We start from the raw sequence: 6,741 nt of genomic DNA on the forward strand, positions 1-6,741 counted from the left end.
CCGAAAAAGCCCTTTTCCTTATCTAAGGGCCATTCCAAAAAAAGGTCCGTGCGTCTGCTTCCAAGGCCGTACTCCCGGTTCACCCGGCCACCGCCGTTGATAATGCGCTGCAAAAAAGCCTGCATGAGCAACTGTGGCCCTGCTTCCTTATAATCGAAACGCTCAATCCAGCTTTCTGAATTTTCCCTGAAAAACTGCTGAAAGGCCAGAAGAAGCTTTGTCATATCAAGATTTTTGTCTTCACGGGTGTACCAGAGGGATTCCTGAACAATGCGGGTCTGGGCCAGCCAGGTCATTTCTCTGGGGATGACTTCCCTGTAAATCCGGTTAGAAATGGCAATCTGGGGCTTTGTGGTAATGAGACCGAGATCTTCCACATACTGCTGATCATCTGTGCTGATTTTACCGAAAACCGCATCCGGAAGCTCTTCACCCTGAAGAAGCTCTTCAATGATGCGGCTGACCCTTGGTTCCCTGAGTTTGTCCGTAAGCTGGTCAAGGTGGGTCTGTCTGGACTGAATGAGTGCTTCCCTTGCCGCAAAATAGTCTTCCAGAAAAAGGGTTTTGCTTCTGTCACGGGCTTCTTTATTGTTCCATGTCAGCTCATGGGCCAAAGCATTGACCAGCCATGGCTGGCCTTTTGTGTCTTCCCATAGTTCAGGAAAGATTTTATCATCAAAAATCTGTCCCGTTTCCTGCGTGTGCTGAAGCCACAGTTCTTTGCACTCTTCTTCTGTGAAATTGCCCAGACGAAGGGATGCGGCCTTGATATTGAAGGCACTGCCGCCTGTGATAATTTCCTGATGCGTGGTGTGGATACGGTAATCCCTGATATCCCTTACCCCGCAGAGAATAAGGCTCTGGGGAAAGGCCTTGGGTCTTCTGTCGTAACCGGAACGAATCTGACGGAGGAGGGAGATGAGGGTGTCTCCCACCAGGGCATCCACTTCATCGAGCATAAATACCGTTGGCCTGCTGTTCATTCTTGTCCAGGCATCCATCATGGCGCTGAGGCGTTGAAGGGCAGGGGTTGCAAAGCCTTTTTCATTCAGCCATTCCTGGGGTCGTTCATCCTCAAGATAAAAAGCTGCAGACTGGGCAAAGGCACTGCAAACGGCAGAAATCCCTGCTTCCACGTCATTCCTTGCCGCCTGCGCTCCCTCAATATTCACATAAAGGGCCGTAAAATCATCTTTTTTGTTTAAGGCATGCATCATGGCAATGAGGCTTGAGGTTTTGCCGGTCTGTCTGGGGGCGTGGAGAATAAAATAACGCTGCTGCAAAATGAGATTATACACCTCATCCCAGTTGATCCGGGTCAAAGGATCAATATGGTAGTTCATATCTGCCATGACCGGGCCTGCGTTGTTAAAAAATTTTGCCATGGTCAAGCCTTTCTTTAAGCGGCTGCTCAGGTGTCATAACAGGAGCACTTTTAAAGTTCTTATGCTCATAAAATGTTTAGGTTTAAAGTCACTACAGGGCTTGAGTAAGAACAAGCGCAAGATTTGCCCCTGCAAAATCCTTCACACTTCACACTTCCAACTTCACACTTTTTTTCACATCCCCCACACACCCACGGTCCATTTCCCATGCTCCATGGTTTTATTCCAGACTTTTTCTTCCCAAGGTATTTCGGGTTTGCGGTTGAAGATGACAAGGTGGGCCTCCCCTGCCCCTGTTTTGTCCGCATAATCGGCTGTCTGTTCAAGGCCTTCTTTTATGGTATTTTCTAAGCCCTTGCGCAGGATTTTAAGCTCAATCACCACCCGCTGCACAGGCCCGAAAAAGCCCTTTTCCTTATCTAAGGGCCATTCCAAAAAAAGGTCCGTGCGTCTGCTTCCAAGGCCGTACTCCCGGTTCACCCGGCCACCGCCGTTGATGATGCGCTGTAAAAAAGCCTGCATGAGCAACTGGGGGCCAGCTTCCTTATAATCAAAACGCTCGATCCAGCTTTCTGAATTTTCCCTGAAGAATTGCTGAAAAGCCAAAAGAAGTTTTGTCATATCAAGGCTTGAATCTTCTTTAGTATACCAGATGCTTTTCTGGATCATGGTATCCTGGGTGACCACGGTCAGTTCTCTGGGGATAATTTCTCTGTAAATACGGTTGCTGATGTTAATATTGGGTTTTCTGTGGATCAACCCAAGATCCTCAACATAGTCCATGTCATCCCTTGGCATGAGAAGCTCTGTCTCATCGGTGGAAAGAAGGGCTGAAATCACTTTGTGTACCCTTGGTTCCCTGAGTTTATCGGTCAGCTGGTCAAGGTGGGTCTGTCTGGACTGAATGAGCTTTTCCCTTGCCGCAAAATAGTCTTCCAGAAAAAGGGTTTTGCTTCTGTCACGGGCCTCTTTATTGTTCCATGTCAGCTCATGGGCCAAAGCATTAACCAGCCACGGCTGGCCCTTGGTGTCTTCCCAGAGTTCAGGAAAGATTTTATCATCAAAAATCTGTCCCGTTTCTTGCGTGTGCTGGAGCCACAGTTCTTTGCATTCTTCTTCTGTAAAATTGCCAAGGCGCAGGGATGCGGCCTTGATATTGAAGGCACTGCCGCCTGTGATAATTTCCTGATGCGCGGTGTGGATGCGGTAATCCCTGATATCCCTTACGCCGCAGAGAATAAGGCTCTGGGGAAAGGCCTTGGGCCTTTGTTCGTACCCTGCCCGGAGCTGGCGAAGAAGGGAGATGAGGGTATCACCCACCAGAGCATCCACCTCATCGAGCATGAGAACAAGGGGCTTTTCTAATCGCTCGCTGAATGCTGTAAGTATGCTGCTGAGCCGATCTTCTGCCGGAATCTCTTTTACCGTTTTTCTTATCCACGGCTCTAAATCCGGGTCATTCAGATAGTGGGATGCAGAACGGGCAAAGGCACTGCAAACGGCAGAAATTCCTGCTTCCACATTGTTCCTTGCCGCCTGCGCCCCCTCAATATTCACATAGAGGGCTGTAAAATCGTCTTTTTTGTTTAAGGCATGCATCATGGCAATGAGGCTTGAGGTTTTACCGGTCTGTCTGGGGGCGTGGAGAATAAAATAACGCTGCTGCAAAATGAGATCATACACCTCATCCCAGTTGATCCGGGTCAAAGGGTCAATATGGTAGTTCATGTCTGCCATGACCGGGCCTGCGTTGTTAAAAAATTTTTCCACGGTTAATCCTTTTTCTGATTACCACTGTCTTTCAGCCATGCAAACCTTCATCATGGAAATTATATGACCAGATTTTACGCATGTCAGCGGGCACCCGTAAAGGGTGCCCCTACACAAAACAGGGTCGTAAAAACCATTCGTAGGGGCAGGCCTTGCGCCTGCCCGTGTTAAAGCCAGCACCATAGGCCTGGCAACAACCTGACCAGCAAACTGTGGCTGAGTCAGGGTAGTAATCAGAATCCTTTTTGGCTCAGATTCCAATATGCATGAAATGCGGTGCATCTTTGTGGAGAAGGAGTTTATGTTTTCACACCAGACATGGCATTCAAACCTTTCAGGCATCTTGTTTTTTTTCCAGAATGCCATGCTCCAGACAAGCCCCGATCACCCGGCCAAGTTCTGCAAGGAAAAAATCTCCCTTTTCAGCAATATCCGTAAAAGCCTCTTTTTTTGCTGTCCAGGCATGGTCAAAACCATTCCTGTAATGAACCAGTTCCTTACAAAAACTTTTCAGCACGGCCATGATACCCAGAGAATCAAGCTCTTCATAAAATGCAAGAAGCTTTTCCTTCATTTCTTCATGATCACCGCTGAAACGCCATTTATCTCTGTCATTTTGAATCATATTCACAAAAACTTCCGCCTTTTCCCTTTGCCGCCGCCCCTGTTTTGAAAGGGTACTGGCCTTGGGGTTACGGATAAGTCCTACGGAAGCAATGCACTCCCGCATCACGGTAAAGGCCTGCATGTAGAGGCGATGCTCAAGGAGCAGGCGGGTAATCTGAAGCTGAAGCTCAAAATAATCCGCATCATACCTTCCGGATTCAGGTTCTTTCAACACCAGACCTATAAATTTATCCCGGACCAGCTCCAGAAGAATTCTGCCCGTTTCAGATGCCGTATCATATTTTTCAGCAACAAGACCAAGGGCCTTAGAGGCTTTTTTCCTTACCTGATGAATATCCACATTTCTCAAAACACCCGTCAGATCTTCAAAGGCCTGAATCAAATCCGGATCATTCAGCTCTCCGGCCCGGCTGTCATCGGTCTGGGCCGCAACCTCTGCGAGTTTCCTTGCATCCGCATCCTCCACGAGACGGGCAACGGCGTCACTCCATTCATTGATCACATAAAAATCCCGCATGTCAACAATGGCCGCTTTCGGATTACCCGGCACAAAGGCACCGTACCACACATGGGCCAAATGAACAGAGCGGGCTTTTTGAAGGAAATTCAGGGCTGCGGAAAATACAATGGGCATGGCCCGAAAACCGTGGGTCATATCCACATAAAGGGAATCTTTATGCTGGATGCGGGCAAGGATGGCCTCAAACCAGCTCCATTGTTTTTCAGGATCAAAATCATCATCAAGCAGAATCAGATGCGGCTGCGTATAACCCAGAGAAGCAAGGGCAGCGGCCAGATTATCCCAGTGGGTTTCTTTGGATTTTGGTGTCAGCGCAATATAAACTGCGTCAAAATAACCTTGGCCCATACAGGCCAGCTCCGCATACTGCACAAAGCTGTGGGCGACCTCCCTGCCCTTCCACTGATAAAGAACTTCCTTGTAAGCCCCTACCCCCAGAAAACTGATGAACACCTTTCTCATACGCCCCCCTCTTTTCAGAATCATTCGGGTTAATTGAGAATTGATAGTTGATAATTGAGAATGCATAACATTCTATCATTAAAATATCTAAACTTCAGCACCAAAGCTCTGAAACTGACAGAATCTGGTATTTTTTAGGTGAGCAAGGATTAAATCAAAGGCTGAATCTTCTTATTTCTTCCCACTCTTCACTTCCCACCGGCTTTAATACAATCCCCTCTAAGCGGGGCATGTTCGTGGACGACATAACTCGGTGCGATAGACTGCTGCCTGCAACTCGATGTCTCAATCCCCTCTAAGCGGGGCCATGCTAGAGACTGGAAACTGGAGACTGGAAACTAGAAAAAGATAAAAGCTCGTCATTACTTAACATTAAAAACGACATTGAAGCCCTGGAAATGACAGAGTCTGGTATTTTCAGGCAAGTTTGGATAAAAAAAGAGGCTGTACTTTCTTATTCCTTCCCACTACCCACTCTTCACTTCCCACTGGTTTTAATCCAATCCCCTCTAAGCGGGGAATGTTCGTGGTCTAAAAGAAATCAGATAAAAGCAAGAAGGCCTGTGACACAGGCACCCAATATCGCTACCATACCTATGCCTGAGCCTAATGTTTGGCAGCATTCTCACCGATCAGCAGATCCAGCCCCTTATCCCCTGCATCAATCACAGCCTTTACCTGTTCGGGGGTGAGCCTTGTAATCCTGGCAATCTCTTCGGGTTTCATATTGAAATCCAAAAGCTCTTTGATCGTCTGGAACTTCTCCTCATGCCGTCCCTTAACCGTACCAATCTCCTCACCCTCAATACGCCCCTTCTTCTCAGCATAAAGCAGATCCGTCTTATGATCCCGCTTCCATTTGAGGTGGGATTCATAGGCCTCACGCATATGATCGTCCTGGGTGAATCTGATGTACTTTTCCCTGGCACTGGCGATGTGGGGGTTGTTCTTCAAGATGGTTTCCATGATCTTATCCTCCCTGCTCAGGCCTTCGTTTTTGAGATAATAGAGCCACATATCTATGGTCTTTTCCACATTGTAATCAGTAATCTTGGGAAGTTCAAGGAAATGCAGGGCAAGGTGATCCGTCAGCATAAGCTCAGGCATGTCCTTTTCACGGAGCATGAAGCAGAGGTGGTGTTTGTCCACATGCTTGAACATCCTGAAATCAAGAATATTGATGCACATGGCAGGTCTCAGAAGGGAATAGTCTTCACCTTCCCCAAGCTGCTCCCTGTACATGGAAGCCCAGTAGTACAGGATTCTTTCCAGAAAAAAGGCCCTGTAGAGATTTTGCATCTCCACATCAAACCACCTGCCATCAACGGATTTTGCCTTGATGTCCAGAATGCTTTCTTTTTCATTGTAGAGTGTCTGGAGGTTGAAGGGGTTTTTGATCTCAAGGTCTGTGATCAGGGGAAAGCCGGAGTCCTTTAAAACGGCATTGATGAAATCAATGAGGATGGGCTTATGCTCTTCCATGCCAAAGAGATACCTGAAGAAGATGTCCGATGTGGGTTTTACATAATAATCTGTGAGCCAATGTTTCAAGGGAGCCTCCCGTTGGTTGATAATTTTTATGGCGGGAAGAAGCATAGCCTGAAAAAGGGGGAGTGGGAAGGACGGATAAATTTAGGGGATGTTTCTTCACGGCAAGGGGAAAACACAGACGACAAAGACAGATAAAGGTAACGAAGTGGGTGGCTCATAATGGGCACTGGTTTTAATCCAATCCCCTCTAAGCGGGGCCATGCTAGAGACTGGAAACTGGAGACTGGAAACTAGAAAAAGATAAAAGCTTGTCATTACTTAACATTAAAAACGACATTGAAGCCCTGGAAATGACAGAGTCTGATATTTTTCAGGCAAGATTGGATAAAATTAAAGGCTTAATCTTCTTGTTTTCTTCCCACTCCCCACTCTTCACTTCCCACTGGTTTTAATCCAATCCCCTCTAAGCGGGGCCTATTCGTGGAC

At 47.3% G+C, this 6,741-nt stretch carries 4 protein-coding genes; all 4 read right to left on the reverse strand.

Annotated elements, in window-relative coordinates:
• Window positions 1-1,385: AAA-like domain-containing protein (locus LZ24_RS16575; RefSeq protein WP_144686822.1), on the reverse strand; the 1,385-nt coding region annotated here is incomplete at its 3' end.
• A 174-nt stretch (window positions 1,386-1,559) separates the two neighbouring features.
• Window positions 1,560-3,155 (reverse strand): AAA-like domain-containing protein, encoded by a 1,596-nt coding sequence (locus tag LZ24_RS16580; protein ID WP_144686823.1) that lies wholly within the window; start codon window positions 3,153-3,155, stop codon window positions 1,560-1,562.
• Between the two features lie 334 nt (window positions 3,156-3,489).
• Window positions 3,490-4,764 carry a TIGR02221 family CRISPR-associated protein gene (csx2, locus tag LZ24_RS16585; RefSeq protein ID WP_186443227.1) on the reverse strand — a complete coding sequence of 425 codons (1,275 nt, stop codon included), beginning with the start codon at window positions 4,762-4,764 and terminating at the stop codon, window positions 3,490-3,492.
• 606 nt (window positions 4,765-5,370) lie between these two features.
• Entirely contained in the window at window positions 5,371-6,315 is a 945-nt protein-coding gene (locus tag LZ24_RS16590; protein ID WP_186443228.1) for an Rpn family recombination-promoting nuclease/putative transposase, read from the reverse strand.
• Window positions 6,316-6,741: the final 426 nt, after the last annotated feature.

Source organism: Desulfobotulus alkaliphilus, assembly GCF_007830435.1.
Classification (GTDB): Bacteria; Desulfobacterota; Desulfobacteria; order Desulfobacterales; family ASO4-4; genus Desulfobotulus; species Desulfobotulus alkaliphilus.

What these genes read in the sequence shown, in the direction of transcription:
- csx2 (WP_186443227.1), bottom strand. Translation starts at nt 4,764, where the DNA reads ATGAGAAAGGTGTTCATCAGTTTTCTGGGGGTAGGGGCTTACAAGGAA.